This window comes from Streptomyces cucumeris (genome assembly GCF_024295805.1).
GTDB lineage: Bacteria > Actinomycetota > Actinomycetes > Streptomycetales > Streptomycetaceae > Streptomyces > Streptomyces cucumeris.
The window spans coordinates 100,955-115,563 of record NZ_JANCLX010000010.1; the positions used below are offsets into that span (position 1 = coordinate 100,955).

Annotated in this window: 9 protein-coding genes; all 9 read left to right on the forward strand. The window is 75.5% G+C overall.

The window, feature by feature from the left end; genetic code table 11:
* Positions 1-17: 17 nt before the first annotated feature.
* Positions 18-533, forward strand: coding sequence for a 2Fe-2S iron-sulfur cluster-binding protein (locus NMK44_RS17380; RefSeq protein ID WP_254744001.1), 516 nt, complete (start codon positions 18-20; stop codon positions 531-533).
* Positions 530-1,519 carry an FAD binding domain-containing protein gene (locus tag NMK44_RS17385; protein WP_254744003.1) on the forward strand — a complete coding sequence of 330 codons (990 nt, stop codon included), beginning with the start codon at positions 530-532 and terminating at the stop codon, positions 1,517-1,519. Before NMK44_RS17380 ends, NMK44_RS17385 begins: the two co-directional genes overlap by 4 nt.
* Complete coding sequence (locus NMK44_RS17390) at positions 1,516-3,645, forward strand: xanthine dehydrogenase family protein molybdopterin-binding subunit (RefSeq protein ID WP_254744005.1); 2,130 nt, start codon at positions 1,516-1,518, stop codon at positions 3,643-3,645. The genes NMK44_RS17385 and NMK44_RS17390 overlap by 4 nt, the downstream gene beginning before the upstream one ends.
* Positions 3,646-3,759: 114 nt before the next feature.
* The gene (locus tag NMK44_RS17395) at positions 3,760-4,395 is read left to right on the forward strand and encodes a nucleotide exchange factor GrpE (protein WP_254744007.1); all 636 of its coding nucleotides are present in this window, start codon (positions 3,760-3,762) and stop codon (positions 4,393-4,395) included.
* A gap of 33 nt (positions 4,396-4,428) precedes the next feature.
* Entirely contained in the window at positions 4,429-6,006 is a 1,578-nt protein-coding gene (locus NMK44_RS17400) for an Hsp70 family protein (RefSeq protein WP_254744009.1), read from the forward strand.
* A 53-nt stretch (positions 6,007-6,059) separates the two neighbouring features.
* A complete protein-coding gene (locus NMK44_RS17405; RefSeq protein ID WP_254744011.1) occupies positions 6,060-8,738 on the forward strand; it encodes a hypothetical protein in 2,679 nt (892 codons plus the stop codon).
* Between the two features lie 41 nt (positions 8,739-8,779).
* Positions 8,780-9,937 carry a TRAFAC clade GTPase domain-containing protein gene (locus NMK44_RS17410; RefSeq protein WP_254744013.1) on the forward strand — a complete coding sequence of 386 codons (1,158 nt, stop codon included), beginning with the start codon at positions 8,780-8,782 and terminating at the stop codon, positions 9,935-9,937.
* Positions 9,938-9,943: 6 nt separating this feature from the next.
* Complete coding sequence (locus tag NMK44_RS17415; RefSeq protein ID WP_254744015.1) at positions 9,944-11,776, forward strand: GAP1-N2 domain-containing protein; 1,833 nt, start codon at positions 9,944-9,946, stop codon at positions 11,774-11,776.
* A 4-nt stretch (positions 11,777-11,780) separates the two neighbouring features.
* Positions 11,781-14,597: a hypothetical protein gene (locus NMK44_RS17420; RefSeq protein ID WP_254744017.1), complete on the forward strand. Its 2,817-nt coding sequence runs from the start codon at positions 11,781-11,783 to the stop codon at positions 14,595-14,597.
* Positions 14,598-14,609 lie beyond the last annotated feature (12 nt).

The following is a 14,609-nucleotide window of genomic DNA, read 5'->3' on the forward strand; positions in this document are numbered from 1 at the left end:
CGAACAAGGACAGGACCATGGACGTGGAGATCACGCTGCGGGTGGACGGTACCGAGCACCGGCTGACCGTCGACACCCGTACGACGCTGCTGGACGCCCTGCGCGACCGACTGGGGAACACCAGCCCCAAGAAGGGCTGCGACCACGGACAGTGCGGCGCGTGCACCCTCCTGATCGACGGCCGGCGGGCCCTTGGCTGCCTCGCCCTGGCCGTGGCCCACCAGGGCGCGGACATCGTCACCGCGGCCGGACTCGCCGACGGTGACGGCGGCGGGCTGCATCCGCTCCAGCGCTCGTTCATCGCCCATGACGCCTTCCAGTGCGGCTACTGCACCCCCGGCCAGATCGTCTCCGCCTGCGGGATGCTGGCGGAGGCGGAGGCGGGCTGGCCCAGCGCGGTGAGCAAGGACCCCGGCGCCACCGATGTGGTGCTGGACGACGAGGAGATCGCCGAGCGGATGAGCGGCAACCTGTGCCGCTGCGCCGCGTACGCCAATATCGTCCCGGCCATCGCGGAGGTGGCGCACCGATGAAGCCCTTCCGCTACGAACGCGCCGATGACGTGTCCTCCGCCGTCACCGCGCTGGCCGAGGAGCCGGAGGCGGCCTTCCTGGCCGGGGGCACCAATCTGGTGGATCTGATGCGGCTCGAGGTGGCCACCCCCGAGGTGCTGATCGACGTACGGCGGCTGATCTCGGACCGGATCGAGGAACTGCCCGACGGGGGGCTGCGGATCGGCGCGGCCGTCCCCAACAGCGACCTGGCCGCCGACGACCGGGTCCGGCGGCGCTATCCGATGCTCTCCCAGGCACTGCTGTCCGGCGCCTCGGGCCAGTTGCGCAACGTCGCCACCACCGGCGGCAACCTGCTCCAGCGCACCCGCTGCCCGTACTTCCAGAACGTCACCACTCCGTGCAACAAACGCGCGCCGGGGTCGGGCTGTTCCGCGCTGGAGGGCCATCAGCGCGATATGGCGATCCTGGGCTCCTCCCCCGCCTGCGTGGCCACCCATCCGTCGGACATGGCGGTGGCGCTGGCCGCGCTGGACGCGGCGGTCACGGTGCGCGGTACGGACGGGGAGCGGCGGATCCCGGTGACCGCTCTGCACCGGCTGCCGGGGGACACCCCCGAGCGGGACACCGTGCTGGCCCGCGGTGAGCTGATCACCGGGGTCGAACTGCCCCCGCCCGCCCATCTGATCCCCTCCCGCTACCGCAAGGTGCGCGACCGGGCGTCGTTCGCCTTCGCGCTGGTCTCGGTGGCCGCCGCGCTGGACGTGGCCGACGGCACCGTACGGGAGGTGCGGATCGCGCTCGGCGGTGTGGCCCACAAGCCGTGGCGGGCCACCACTGCCGAGTCCGCGCTGCACGGCGCGCCCGCCACCGGGGAGAGCTTCCGGGACGCGGCGGCGGCCGAACTGGCCCGCGCGACCCCGCTGCCGGGCAACGCGTTCAAGGTGCCGCTCGCCCGCAACACCATGGTGAGCGTCCTGCTCGAACTGCTGGAGGAGGGGCGATGAGCGATGTCCGCGCACGGCCCCACGCCATCGGCAGCCCGATGGACCGCATCGACGGCGCCCAGAAGGTGACCGGCACCGCCACCTACGCCTACGAGTGGCCGGTGGAACACGCCGTCCATCTGTACCCCCTCCAGTCGACCATCGCCGCCGGACGGATCACCTCGGTGGACACCGCCGAGGCGGAGGCCGAGCCCGGGGTGCTCACCGTGCTCACCCATCTCAACGCACCCTCGCTGACCCGGCCCGACGACCCCGAACTCGCCGTGCTCCAGACCGATGAGGTGGCCTGGCGCGGGCAGTTCACCGGTGCCGTGGTGGCCGAGACCCTGGAGGCCGCGCGCGCCGCCGCCGGACTGGTCCGCTTCGGCTACGCGCCGCGGGAGCACGACGTGGTGCTCCGCGCGGACCGCGACGACCTCCGCAAACCCGAACACGCCGCCCAGTTCGGCTCGGCCCCCGGCGACCTCCAGGACGGCTCACCCGCCGACAGCCTGCTCGGGGACGCGGACGCGGCGCTGGACTCGGCCCCGGTCCGGCTGGACGCCACCTACACCACGCCGATGTACCACAACAACCCGATGGAGCCGCACACCGCCGTGGTGAGCTGGGACGACGGCGCGCTGACGGTGTACTGCTCCACCCAGGGCTCGTCCTTCAGCCAGATGCTGATCGCCGGGGTGCTGGGACTGCCGCCGGACCGGGTCCGGGTGATCTCACCGCACGTCGGGGGCGGTTTCGGCTCGAAGGTCTACCCCCACTCGTACGCGGTGCTTGCCGCGATGGCCGCCCGTACGGTGCGCCGCCCGGTGAAGTTCGCGCTCACCCGTCAGCAGATGTTCGCCCTCGTCGGCTACCGCCCCGCCTCGATCCAGCGGATCCGGCTGGCCGCCGACGGCGACGGCAGGCTCACCGCCATCGCCCACGAGGTGGCCGAACAGACCGCCAAGGCCAAGGGGTACGCGGACCAGGTGGCGGTGTGCACCCGGCTGATGTACACCGCCCCGCACCGCCGCACCACCCACCGGCTGGCGCCCCTGGACATCCCGGTGCCCACCATCATGCGGGCACCGGGCGAGGGGCAGGGGATGTTCGCGCTGGAGTCGGCCATGGACGAGATGGCCCTCGCCTGCGGAATGGACCCGGTGGAGTTCCGGATCCGCAACGAGCCGGAGGTCCACCCCGAGTCCGGACTGCCGTTCTCCAGCCGCCATCTGGTGGCCTGTCTGCGCGAGGGCGCCCGCCGGGCGGGCTGGGAGCGGCGCGACCCCGCCCCCCGGGCACGCCGGGACGGGCGCTGGCTGCTGGGCAGCGGGGTGGCCGCCTCGACGTACCCCTCGCCCCGGCTGCCGGGGAGCAGCGCCACCATCCGGGTCACCCCCGACGGCCACCACCGGGTGCTGATCGCCGCCGCCGACCTGGGCACCGGCACCTGGACCACGCTCACCCAGATCGCGGCGGACGCGCTGGGCGTCCCGGTCGAACAGGTGGAGGTGCGGATCGGGGACACCGCGCTGCCGCCCGCGTCGGTGGCCGGGTTCTCCTCCGGGATCAGCAGCTGGGGCAGTTCGATCTGCGCGGCGGCCGAACGGCTGCGCCAGGTCCTGGAGTCCGACCACGGCGGTACCGTCCCGGCGCAGGGCCTGGAGGTCACCGCGGACATGCCCGCCAACCCCGACGAGGACCGCTACGCGATGCACAGCTTCGGCGCCCAGTTCGCCGAGGTGCGGGTGGACCGGGACACCGGGGAGGTGCGGGTGGCACGGCTGCTGGGGATGTTCGACGTGGGCCGGGTCATCAACCCCAAGACCGTCCGCTCCCAGCTGATGGGCGGGATGACGCAGGGGATGTCGATGGCGCTGTACGAACACAGCGTGCTGGACCCGCGGTTCGGACATGTGGTCAACCACGACTTCGGCCAGTACCACATCGCCGCCAACGCCGATGTGCACGCGGTGGAGGCGCACTGGGTGCACGAACGGGATCCGCACACCAACGCGATGGGGTCCAAGGGCGCGGGCGAGGTGGGCATCGTCGGCACGGCCGCGGCCATCGCCAACGCGGTGTACCACGCCACCGGGGTCCGGGTCCGCGATCTGCCCATCACCCTGGACAAGCTGCTGCCGTAACCGCTTGCCGTCAACTCCGCGCGTCGCACCGCCAGTTCCGCCCCCGGTCACGGCGATTGCGCTAGGGTCTGATGCGCCGCACAGACTCGGCCGCACAGACTTCGGGGGGCGCGCGTGCCGGAGACGGAACCCAGTACGACGACCGAAGATCCGGTCGCGCCCGGAGAACCGGCCGAGACCGACGGACCGGCGGTCACCGACGCACCCGCCGTCACCGAGGACGCGGCGCCGGAGGCCGGACCGGACGGCGGGCTGGAGCACGCCGTCGCCGGGTTCACCGCCGCGCTGGCGCGGCAGCAGGATCTCGCCGACCGGCGCGAGGAGATCATCACCCGGCTGCACACCGAGCTCCAGGAGCTGCGCCGCGGCGAGTTGGACACCGCCCTGGACCTGGTGCGGCACGGCCTGATCCGGCTGTACGACCGGATCCTGCGGCAGGCCGAGCAGATCGACGCCCCGCTGGACACCGGTGAACTGCGCACGCTGCTGCGGGCGCTGGCCGACGAGGCGGCGGACACCCTCGCGGGCACCGGTACCGAGCTTTACGCCCCGCGGGAGGGCGAGCCGTTCGACGCCGCGCGGCACCGCCCGGTGGGGCGCGCCGAGGCCGCCTCGCAGGAGGCGGACCGCACCGTGGCGCGGGTGGCGGCGGCCGGATTCGCCCGCGGTGAGCGGGTGGTGCGCAAGGCCGAGGTCGTGGTGGCGCGCTGGGTGCCGCCGGGCGGTGCGCCGCCGGCCGCGGGGCAGTGATCGGGGCAGGGAAGGACAGCGGAGGGGGCACGTATGGCCGTCTACGGCATCGACCTGGGAACCACCTACTCGTGCATCGCCTGCGTGGACGACGTGGGCAGACCCACCGTGCTGCGCAATCTGGAGGGTTCGGACACCACCCCCTCGGTCGTGTACTTCGAGAGCGCGGACGGCACCGTGGTGGGCCAGTCCGCCAAGGACGCCGCCGTGGTGGACCCGGAGGCGGTGGTGCAGCTCATCAAGCGGGACATGGGCGAGGCGGTGACCCGCGAGTTCCACGGCCGGTCGTTCACCCCGGAGGAGATCTCCGCCCGGGTGCTGCGCAAACTCGCCGACGACGCGCGGATCAGCGGCGGCCACGAGGTGCGGGACGTGGTCATCACCGTTCCCGCCTACTTCGGGATCGCCGAGCGCGACGCCACCCGCAAGGCGGGCGAGATCGCGGGTCTGCGGGTGCTGGACGTGGTGGCCGAGCCCATCGCGGCCGCCCTCGACTACGGCGCGCTGGGCGCGGGCGCGGACGGCGGTGACCGCGCGATCCTGGTGTACGACCTGGGCGGCGGAACCTTCGACACCACGGTGCTGACGCTGCGCGGCACCGAGCTGAAGGTGGTGTGCACCGACGGCGCCAAGGAACTGGGCGGCTCCGACTGGGACGACCGGCTGGTGCTGCACCTGGTGGACGCCTTCCGGACCCGGTTCCCCGACGCGGGCGATCCGCTGGCCGATCCGCAGACCGAGACCCAGTTGCGCAAGGACGCCGAGGAGGCCAAGAAGGCGCTGTCGTTCCGGGGCGCGTACACGGTCCGGGTGATGCACCAGGGGCTGGTGGAGCCGGTCGAGCTGACCCAGGAGCTGGTCGAGGAGCTCACCCGGGACCTGCTGGACCGCACCGTCGACCTCACCCGGCGCACCGTGGAACTGGCCCGGGAGCGCGGGGTGGCGCACTTCGACGACGTCCTGCTGGTGGGCGGGGCCACCAAGATGCCCGCGGTGGCCCGGCGGCTGCGCGAGGAGTTCGGCTTCGAGCCCCGGCTGCACAACCCGGATCTCGCGGTGGCCCGCGGCGCCTCGCTGTACGCCCTGGACCGCGCGCTGTACGTGATCAACAGCGGTGAGGTGTCCGCCGAGGAGGCGCCGCAGGTGCCCGACACCGGGCGGATCACCCACCAGCCGTACACGATCTCCACCGTCGCCTCGCGCGGCTACGGCATCCAGGTGTGGGACACCACTCTGGAGCGGGAGTACGTGACCCATCTGGTGCACGCCAACGATGCGTTGCCGGTCGCGGTGGTCCAGGACTTCTACACCATCCGCGCCGGTCAGCGGAAGGTGGACATCAAGGTGATGGAACAGGCCGGTGCGGTCGAGTCCGATGAGCTGGGCCACAACACGGTGGTCGCCGACGGCACGCTGGACATCCCGCCGGACAAGCCCGAGCGCTGGCCCATCCAGTGCGAGTTCACCCTGGACACCTCGGGGTTGCTGACGGTCGTGGCCACCGAACGCGAGACCGGTGAACGGCTGACCCTCACGGTGCGGATCGGCGGGATGACCGAGGAGGCGGTGGAGGAGGCCAGGCTCTCCCTCACCAAGGAGCGGATCGCCTGAACCGGGACCGCCTGGACCGGCCGCCGCCGGAACGCCGTTGGGGGAGGTGAGCGATGGCATTCGACGAGGCGCGCTACCGCCGTGAGGTGCTGGACCACGGGCTGCCGCTCAAGGACGACCTGCGCTGGCGGTACCAGCTCGAGGAGCCGCTGACCGGTGCCTCGGTCACCGAGGCGGTGCGGGAGACCCGGGCCTGCTGGCGGCGGAGCCGGTCCCGGCTGAAGTACCGGCCGGTGATCGAGGCGCTGGAGGCCGGACACCCGGTCCACCAGCGGGTGTTCGACGCCGCGGCGGCGGGCGACCTGGCGCCGTTGCGGGCGGCACTGGCCGACCAGGGCCGCCGTGAGGACGACGGCCGCCGCCGGCTGGTGGCCGCGCTGGAGGAGGCCGCGGACGGGCTCGGGCTGATCGCACCCGCCACCGTCGAGGAGGTGGCGGCGGCCCACGGGGTCCCCGGGGACCGGGTGCGCGAGACGCTGCGCGGGGCGGGGATCGAGGTCAGGGAGCCGGACACGCTGCCCGCCGCCCCGCATCCGGCGTATCTGCGCTGCGCCCGGCAGCTCGGGCTGCTGCGGCTGCGCCATGTCGCCGACTTCCTGGCGGCGGACGGACCCGGCGGCCGGACCGCCGCCCCGCTGGCCCCCTTCGGCGAGCCCCCGCCCGGGGAACGGGACCTGGACCGGGCGGCCCTCCGCTGGGCGCGGCTGCCGCACAGCGCCGCCCAGACCGCCGCGCACGGTGTGGTGGCCGCGCTGCGGCAGGTGCTGGGCGAGGGCGGCCAAGAAGCCCTGGGAGCGGTACTGCGGTACGAACTGGCCGCCTCGGTGCGCGAGCACCGCGCGGCCCGCTCCGGCGCCGCCACCCTGCTGGCCCACGCCGTCGGGGAGTTGTCGGTCGCCGAGGCCGACGCCAAGCGGCTGGTCTTCGCCGTCCTCCACGAGCACGCCGGGGACCCGGTCACCGGGCGGCTGCGGCGGCTGGCCGCCGACGGGCTGCTCGCCGAGGCCGCCGCCGTCCTGGACCGGTTCCCGGACGGTGCGCTGCCGGAGGAGACGGCCGGGCTGGCCGCGCACGTCCGGGAGCGGCTGGCCGAGGCGGTGCGGCTGCGCGACCGGGCCGCCGGACTGCGCGGCGGCGATCCGGACCGCGGCTGGGAACTGCTGGAGCGGGCCGGGGAGATCGCCGCGGACCTGCCCGGGGCGGACGCGCTGCGCCGGGCGCTGCCCGCCCGTCCGGTACCGCGGGCCAGGGCGGTCTCCGACGACGCGGGGGTGCTGGTGGAGTGGGAGCCCTCCGCCTCCACCGCCGGGGAGCCGGAGTACCTGGTGGTGCGGCGCGCGGGCAGGCCGCCGCGCTCCGCACTCGACGGCACCGTCCTGCGGCCGGACTCCCCCGCGGCCACCTCGCTGCGCGACACCTTCGCACCCGACGGCGCCGCCCTGTTCGTCGGCCGTCCGCTGTACTACGGCGTGGCGGTGCGGCGCGGAGCGGGGCCGGACACCCCGGTGTCCGCGCTCACGGTGTGCGGGCCGGTGTACCACCGCCCCGAGGTGTCGCAGGTGTCGCTGCGGGCGGGCGACGCCACCGTCACCGGCGCCTGGCGGTGTCCGGCCGGGGCGGAGTCGGTGGAGGTGACCCGCGATGTGCACGGCGGGCGCGCGGTGCGGGTGGTCACCCGCCGGGACGGCTTCACCGAGGGCGGCCTGGCCAACGGCACCGTCCACCGCTACCGGATCGCGGTGGTCTACCGCGGCCCGGACGGTTCGCGGACGGTCACCGAGGGCGTCCGGCTCCCGGCCACCCCGGTCTCCCCGCCACGGGCGGTGACCGCGCTGCGGGTGGAGCCGGCGGCGGACGATCCGGCGGCGCTGGTGGCCCGGTTCCCCGCGCCGTCCGGCGGCGACGCCGCGCTCTATCTGCTGGACGGGGCGGTGCCGTGGCCGGAGGGGACTCGGCTGCCGGTGGCCGGACTGCGGCCCGCCGCCCGTCCGCTGACGGCCGCACCGGCCCCCGGCGGTCTGCGGTTCACGGTCCCGGCGCGCAGCGCCACCGTGCTGGTGGTGACGGTGGCCGGGGACGAGGCGGTGACCGGTCCGCACCGGCGGGTCGAGGTGCTGCCGGGGCTCGGCCGGATCGAGGCGCGGCGGCTGGGCGGTGAGGTGTCCGTGGCGTTCGACTGGCCCGCCCACGGGGTGGACGCGGCCGAGGTGTCCTGGACGGTGGGCGGTGCCCCGGCGGGCCGCAGGACCGTCACCCGCGCCGCGTATCTGCACGGGGCGGGGGCCCGGATCCCGGTGGCGGACGGGGCGGCGGTGGAGATCGAGGTGCGGGCGATGGCGTCCGGCGCCGGGCCGCGGGTGGGCGGCGCCCCCTCGTCCGTCTCGCTGCCCGCGCGGGTCGAGGTCGGCTACCGGCTGCGCCGGTCCGGGCTGCCCGGACGGCGCGCCCTGCGCGCGGTGTTCACCGCGGAAGCCACTGTGCACGCGGAACGGCTGCTGCTGGTACGGGCGTACGGCGAGAGCTGGCCGCTGACGCCCGGGGACGGCGAGACGCTCGGAGAGCTCACGGACGTCGAACTGCGCGCCGGACGGCCGGTGGAGCTCACCGTGCCCGCGCCCGGCGGGAAGGGGCCGGGCGGCAAGGGCTACTGGCTGCGCTGCTTCGCCGTCGCCGACGGGGTGCTGCTGCGCGATCCGCCGACACATGAACTCCGGGTGGGGCGAGGGACATGAGGGGGACGCATGCGACGACGGGTGGAGCAGGTGGGTGACCGATGAGGTTCAGCGGCGGTGGGCGCGGGCGGCGCACCTGGGTGTGTCCGCACTGCTTCCGGCGCGTCGGCCGCGGCGGCTTCGGCTTCGTCTGTGTCACGGGCGGCCGGGAGTGCGCCGAGGACCGGCGGCTGGCCGCGGCCGATCCGCTGGACCGCCGCGCGACCTGTGGCACCTGCGGCCATCTCACCACCCGGCGCCGCTGCCACGCCTGCGGGGACCGGCTGCCGGAGGGCTATCTGGAGTCGCCGGGGCGGATCGTGGCGCTCGCCGGGCCGGTCAGCTCGGGCAAGAGCACGTATATCGCGGTGCTGGTCCACGAGTTGCTGCACCGTCTCGGCGATGAGCTGGGCACCTCGCTGGTGCCGTGCGACGACCGCACCACCGACGACTACCGGGAGCGCTACGAGCGCCATCTGTACGACGGCCACCGGACCGTGCCCAAGACCCAGGAGCGGGACGGCGGCCGCCCGCTGGTGTACCGGCTCGGCCGCACCCGCCGCGGCGCGTTCGGCAGGACCCGGGACACCTCGCTCACCCTGGTCTTCCTGGACACCGCGGGTGAACACTTCGGCTCCCGGGACCGGATGGAGACCCGGCTGCGGTACCTCGCGGAGGCCGACGCGGTGGTGGTGCTGGTCGACCCCGGGGACGTGGCGGGGCCCGGCGCGGCGTCGAACCCGGCATCCGGCGCGGCGGCGGGCGGCGCCGTCCGCACCGCCGAGCACACCGCCGGTCCGTCGGCGGACGTGCTCACCCGGGTGCTGCGCCACCTCGGCGAGGTGCACGCCCCCGGCGGACGCCGGAAGGTGCCGGTCCCGGTCGGGGTGGCGCTCACGAAGCTGGATCTGCTGTGGCCCCGGCTGCCCGACAACTCCCCGCTGCACCGCACCCGTACGCCCGGCCCGGTGTTCGACGCGGACGACCGCGCCGCCGTGCACACCGAGCTGCGGGCTCTGCTGACCGGGTGGCAGGAGGGCGGGCTCGCCCGTCGGCTGGACCAGTCCTGCGCCGACTACCAGCTCTTCGCCGTGTCGATGCTGGGCTCGTCGCCGCGCGGCGCGGAGCTGGGTCTGGGCGGGGTGCGGCCGCACCGGGTGGAGGATCCGCTGATGTGGCTGCTGCACCGGTTCGGCATGCTCGACCGGGGAACGGGGTGAGCCGCCGTGGCCGGACAGGCGCACTACTCCTCCGCCCCTCCCGGTGCCGGTGATCCGCAGGGCGGGTTCCGGTTCACCGCGGTGTCGGCGGACGTCCCGCGCGCCACGCTGGAGGGACTGCGGCCGCTGATGGCCTACGCCCCGCCGCCGGGAGCGGGCACGGAACCGACGGCCCACCCGGTGGCGTTCGCCTACGACCTGCTCGGCCCGGTGCGCGCGGTGACCCGTATCCGCAGCGTCGGCCAGGACTACACGGGCCGCTGGGGCAACTACTTCTGCCACACCGTGCTCGCCGTGCCGGAGGAGCTGACCGGGCTGCGGCCGGTGGAGCTGTGGGGTGCGCCGCTGTGGGCGGAGACCCCGGCCCCCGACGACGGCCGTCCGCTGCCGGAGACCGGTGAACTGCCCCTGGGCAGCGAGGCCGGCCCCGACCGGGTCCGGCGGCTGCTCCGGGAGACCGGTCCGGCGGGCGGACGGCTGCTGGAGCGGCTGCTCTCGGCGGTGCTGGGCGCGCTGGGACGGACGCCGGAGGACGGCGCGGACGGGTCCGGTCCTGTGGTGCTGGTCGCCTCCTCCGGTGACCAGGTGCTGGACTGGCTCACCGCCGTGTCCTTCGCCCTTCCGGCGCCGCTGGCCGCCGCGTTGACGTTCATCACCTACACCGACCGGCCGGACGAGGACCACCGGCTGCTGGTGGGCACGGTCCCGGAGGTGTGGGAGCGCCGGGGCGACGGGCACGGCACCGTCTTCCACCTCGATGGGCCGCTGCCCGTGGAGGACACCGCCACCGGGAGCGCACCGCACTCCACGGCCGCCGGACTGCTCGCCCGCGCCTGGGCCGAGGACGACCTCGATGTCTTCGACACCGTCGCCGACCTCTGGTCCGCGGTGCCCGCGCCCAAGGCCCCGGTGGCCCGGCTCGGCACGGTGTGCGCCCTGGTCGCGCTCACCCGTGGCGACTGGGACGCCGCGGATGCCGCGCCCGCGGAGCGGGACGCGGTCGAGGAGCTGCTCGGCACCCTCGCGGGGCGGCCCGAGCTCTTACCGCCCGAGCTGCACCGCTCCCTGGCCTCCGGCCCGGCCGGTCTGGACGCGCCGCTCGCCGCCCGGCTGCTCGCCGTCTCCCCCGCCTTCCGGGACGCCGCCCGCCCCGCGCTGGAACGGGCCCTGCTGACGGGCACGTTCCCGGAACCGTCTGCGGAACCGGGCACGGACGGCGCGTCGGGGCCGGCGCTCGCGCGCTTCGTGACCGGAGCGGTCCGGCTGCGGCTGGCCGAGGCGGACGTGGCACCGGAAGCGGTACGGGACGGCGCGGAGCAGTGGCTGACGGCCCGCCCCGGTCCGTTCGGCGACACCCTCACCGCGCTGCTGCCGCCGGAACCACGGGGGTCCGTGGTTCCGGCGGGACCGCAGGACGCCACGCTCGCCTACACCCACCGCAGGGCCGTTCTGGCCGGGGTGCTGCGGGCGTTGGAGGGCTCCGCGGCGCTGCGGGACGCGGCCCTCACACCCGAGGTGTGCGCGGCGCTGACCCGCCGCCCGCCCGATCCGCTCGGGACGGCCGAGGGCGGCGAGCCATGGGCACCGGCGCCGCGCACCGCGCTGCGGGTGTGGCTGACCGGCGCCGGGGCGCACCCCGGGCGGCGCCACGAGGCGGCGCTGCGGGTGCTGCGGCTGTACAAGCACGGTCTGCTGGGCGAGGAGGAGACCTGCGCGGCCGTCTGCGAACTGGCCGTCCCCGTCCCGCCGCGACCGCCCGGCGAGCCGCCCGGCGAACCGCCCGGGGGCGCCTCCCCGCCAGGGCTGCTGCGGCGCGTGCTGTGGCGCGGCGAGGGGTGAGACGGTGCCTGTCCTCATCCTTCCCGCACAGGCCATCGCGGTGGCGGTGGCGCTGTGCCTCAACCTGCCCGCGATGCTCCTGTTCCTGCTGGGGCGCCATCTGCTGATCCTGTGGGCGACGCTGGGACGCCCGGTGCCCGGACGGCCCGGGCGGCCGTCCGGCCTCGCCGCCGCCTTCCGGCGGCTCGCCCTGGTCGATCCGGAACTCCCGTCCGCCCTCGTCCATGTGTCGTCGCCCGGTGACCGACGGCCCGGTGGCGACGCGGTCGAACCCGCGTACCGCGCCTATCTCCCCGGTCCGGCCCTCCGCGATCTGGGGCGGCTGTACCGGGACACCTACGAGGACTGGCTCTCGGTGCTCCCGGCAGCCCGTCGGGGCGCCCGGCCGGTCTACGTCCGGAGGGAGTCCGGAGAGCGTCTGGCGCCGTGGATCGGACTCGGCTACCTGACCTTCCTGCTCGGTCTGCTGCCGGTGCTGGTCCTCGCGGCCGCGCTGTGCCTGCTGGCCGCGGTGGTCCAGTGCGCGCTGTGGGCGGTGGCGTCCGCCGTCCGCGCGGTGGTGTGGTGGGCGCCGCTTGCGGCCGTGGACCGGGCCGGGCGGTGGCGGACGGACCGGGGTGCGGTCTGTCCGCATCTGGAGTGCGGGGAGCCGGTGGCCCTGCCGGTGCACCGGTGTCCGGTCTGCGGGGCGGGTCACCGGCGACTGGTGCCGGGCCGGTACGGGGCCCTGCGCCATGTCTGCCGCTGCGGGGCCCGGCTGCCCGCCTCGCGGGCGTTCGGGGCGCGCCGTCTGGAGACGTCCTGCGCCTCGTGTGCCCGGCCGCTGCCGCGCCGGACGGGGCGCGGGCGGGCGCGCCCCCGGACCGTGGTGCTCGCGGGCGGCCCGGACTCCGGTCACAGCGCGGTGCGTTACCGGGCCCTGGCGGAGGCGCGGGAGCGGGTGGAGGAGCTCGGCGGCGTACTGCGCCCCGAACCGGTCGCGACGCACGCCACCACGCTGACCGGACTGCGCGGGGCCGATGTGCCGCTGGTCGTCTACGATCCGCCCGGCTCGGCGTACACCCGGCAGGAGTCGGTGGACGCGCTGGGCTGTCTGCGGCGCGCCGACGGGCTGGTGTTCGTGGTCGACGCGGCGGCGCTGCCCTCGGTGCGGCGGGCGCTCGCGCCCGGCGAAGCCGGACAGGAGGCCGTCGGCCGGGTACCGGTCCCGCCCCGGAATCCGTCCGACGCCGTGGAGCGGGTGCTGCACGCCGTGGAGGCCCTCCCGGCACGGCGGCGGCCCGGCCGGATCGCGGTGGTGGTCACGAAGGCCGGAGCGCTGCGGCGGACCCCGCTGGGCGCCGATCTGCCGGAGGCCGCGGTGGCGTCCGGCACGGAGGTCCGCGACTGGCTGGAGCGTTCCGGTGGCGGCAATCTGGTCCGCACCGTCGAGCGGTTCGGCGCCCGGGTCCGGTACACGGTCGCCGCGGAGGGTACGGCGGAGACCGCCGGGGCGGCGCGGGACGGTGCGCCGCTCGGGGGGCTGTTGTTGTGGGCCGCCGGGGTGCGGGTCGCGCGCCGGCGTCGTCTGCCGCGCCTCGTCCCGCGTAACGCCTCCCGCCCCACCGTCCGCCGTGTCCGCCGCCGTACCGCCGCCGAGCGGCTGGCGCTGCGGCAACGGCGGGCCCGTGCGGCGGAGTTGCGGTGGCGGCGTCTGTGGTCCGCGGTGCCGGGGGCTGGACGGCGGCCGCTGACCGCGCTGTTCGCGGCCGGTGAGCGGCGCGCGCGGGCGCGCCGCAGTCTCCTGGAGGGCGCCCGCCTCTCGGCCCGGCGGCGGACCGACGGCTGGGTGCCCGGCGGGCGCGAGGGCGGGGCGGCCCGGGGCGCGGGAACGGCGCGTGGCGGACTGCTGACGGCCCATCTGGTCGGGCTGCTGTCCCTGCCGCTGGCGGTGTCCCTGCTGGTGGCGGGGGCGCTGCCGCCGTCGTGGTTCTTCGGGCTGCCGCAGGAGTACGACCGCTGGCGGCGGCCGTTGGCGGATTCGGTCCATGACGTCGACCTGGCCGCTTACACCCCGGGCGCGGACTGGCCCCGGGCGCTGGCCACCTACTCCGCGCCGGGCAGCACACCGGACATGGCGCGGGACGGTCACCGCGGGGGCGTCTGGTCGTCCAAGGGCAGCCCTCATGACGTGGACCAGTGGGTACTGCACTTCGGCACACCGGTGCTGATCCACCGCGTCGACAAGGAGTGGGGCAGTGCCCTGGGACTCGGCACGGTGGACTACCGGATCGGCTCGCGCTGGGTCACCCCGCCGCGCGGAAGCTGGCAGTTCGATCTGGACCGGGCCGGTTCGGGGGACCCCAGCAAGGAGTCGATGGTCCTCAAACGTCCGGTGGAGGTGTCGGCGGTACGGGTGTGGGTGGTGCACACACGTGACGGCAGCAACGACCTACTGCGATCGGTGCGGGTGTGGTCACGGTCGTCGTCGATCGTGCGGCTGCGCCCCTCCGCCGACGGCGAGCGGCTGCGGGTGCGGAACAGCGCGGCCCGTGACCTGGCCGTGGAGGTGCGCCCGCCCGTGCTGCCCACGGGCTGGCGGGCGGTTCCGGTGGGCCGTGCGCCGCGTTCGGTCGGACCGCACGGCACGGTCGGGGCCCGCTGGCGGATCGAGCCTCCCGCGGACCGGGCGGCGGCGCGCCGGGGCGGTCCGGTGGCGTACGCCGTGCGGATCACGGAGGACGGCCGCACCGTGACCGCGTGGTGCCGCGGCGCGCTGAAGGCGACGGGAAAGAGCACGGCGGAGACGGGATACCGGGTGGTGCCAACAACATGTCGATGACGGTGAGTTCAC